Annotated in this window: 4 protein-coding genes; all 4 read right to left on the bottom strand. The window is 55.3% G+C overall.

The window, feature by feature from the left end; all coding sequences use genetic code 11:
- Positions 1 to 462: hypothetical protein (locus VF709_RS24735; protein ID WP_440232462.1), on the bottom strand; the 462-nt coding region annotated here is incomplete at its 3' end.
- A 45-nt stretch (positions 463 to 507) separates the two neighbouring features.
- Complete coding sequence (locus VF709_RS24740) at positions 508 to 819, bottom strand: hypothetical protein (RefSeq protein WP_262772059.1); 312 nt, start codon at positions 817 to 819, stop codon at positions 508 to 510.
- 59 nt (positions 820 to 878) lie between these two features.
- On the bottom strand, positions 879 to 1,181 hold the full coding sequence (locus tag VF709_RS24745; protein WP_440232463.1) for a hypothetical protein: 303 nt from the start codon (positions 1,179 to 1,181) through the stop codon (positions 879 to 881).
- 48 nt (positions 1,182 to 1,229) lie between these two features.
- On the bottom strand, positions 1,230 to 1,663 hold a 434-nt coding region (locus VF709_RS24750; RefSeq protein ID WP_440232464.1), incomplete at its 5' end, for a hypothetical protein.

The raw sequence follows: 1,663 nt of genomic DNA on the forward strand, positions 1-1,663 counted from the left end.
GGTGAATGTCGTACAGCCGGACATATCAGCCAGCACCTTGTGGACATTGCCCTTTGAAGGGGTAAAGTGCCCTGCCTTCTTATCGTTGACGTAAAGATCAAATGAGGTTGCTTTGCTGATGGCCTCAATAAACGACAGCCAGGCGTTGTCGCCGTTACGCCAGCCGAGAGAGGACGGCAGCGGGAACTGCTGGTCACCGGTGACGACGGTGATGGCTGTTTTCTCATCCTGTGAGTCGGCACCGCTGCCGTCAGGCAGGGTGAGCATGACGTGATGTTGCAGGATGTTCTGGTCGTCAGGGTTACTGGTGCAACTCAGATTCAGCATCACCTTCTCCGGGCTGGTGATGATGTATTCGGTGACGCCCATACCAAAACCGCTGCTCCACATATTGGGGACAGCCTGTGCCGACATGGCAAAGGCCAGTAATCCTGCTGACAGGATGACGTGTATTAATCGCATGGTGTTTTTCCCTCAGAGTCAATGTGTTGATGATGTCTGGTTGCGTTACATCAGTTGCTTACCCACTGCCATCAGTCCCGCCAGCCAGCCGATACACTGTGGGCCTGCGAGCCAGAACAGGCGGGCTTTGAGCAGCCCGGTCATCCCTTCGCTGGTGTATACCGCATCCGGCATCAGCCACAGTCGAAGAGCCGCGCCAACGGTCATACCGGCGCCGGGTCCCAGCGTCATCCAGAACAGATACCCCATTCCCTGACCAAAACTGCGAATTTCGCCGGTGGCGCTGATAACGTTAAACAGCACCACGACCAGCGCGATGCCAAAAGCAATACTGAAATACTTAATGACGAGTGCCATTAGCAGGTTCCTTTTGTGGTTGAATAATCCAGACCGGTAACGTTGTGTGCATCCGGCATTTATTGCTTACGACACTGCTGCGCCGCACTGAGCATGTTGTTCATAAAGCCCGGGGGGACATAGCCGTGCTGCTGGTTCATTTTGAGCAGCTCTCCGTGGGAGTATTTCGTCTGCAGGATGCCGTAAACGCAGCCACAGATGGCGGTGGTGCCGCCACCGGATTTACAGCCCCGGATAAACTCGCTTTCGGCTTTTGACTTTTCGTCGCCGCAGCCGCTGAGTGCCGCAACCGGGAGCAACAGGCAGAGCGCGGACAAAGCGTGTGCCGGGCGGAACGCACCACCTTTGAATGAAATGTTCATGAAAACGTCCTTGAATAAACAGAGGGTTATTAAGGTTGGTAAAACCTGTTAAAGGTCATCCTGTTGGGGAATACCTTCATCCTGCAATCCGTGGCTGATGTCGTTAACCACGGTGTCCGGGTCAAGCGCAATGGTCGACAGATGCTTTCCGGTATCGGGACTGCCCCGGTACACATCGAGCGCGGCAAAGGGTTTGCCTTCATCGTTGCTTCCGGCTGATACCTGGTAAGTGGTACCGCCGTTGCGGACGGAAAATTCCTGCAGGCTGATAACCTGGTTGCTCTGGTACGCGTAGCCTGTCGCCTGAGCCGGAACGGTAATATCCATCTCCTTATGCTCCGCGCCGATCCTGCCGAACGAATACGCCACCGACGGGGTGACGATGCAGATTTCAACCTCCTTTTTGTGGTTCAGGGTCTGCGCGTAAAAAACGGGCTTTGCGCAGCGCTGATAATGGGCGTCGCGCAGGGCGGCTGGTGTGT

The organism is Enterobacter sp. Lyrl_3 (genome assembly GCF_051948675.1).
Taxonomy (GTDB): domain Bacteria; phylum Pseudomonadota; class Gammaproteobacteria; order Enterobacterales; family Enterobacteriaceae; genus Enterobacter; species Enterobacter cloacae.

Bases quoted from the DNA above. Each gene is read 5' to 3' on its own strand.
- VF709_RS24740 (WP_262772059.1), bottom strand. From the start codon at position 819: ATGGCACTCGTCATTAAGTATTTCAGTATTGCTTTTGGCATCGCGCTG.
- VF709_RS24745 (WP_440232463.1), bottom strand. From the start codon at position 1,181: ATGAACATTTCATTCAAAGGTGGTGCGTTCCGCCCGGCACACGCTTTG.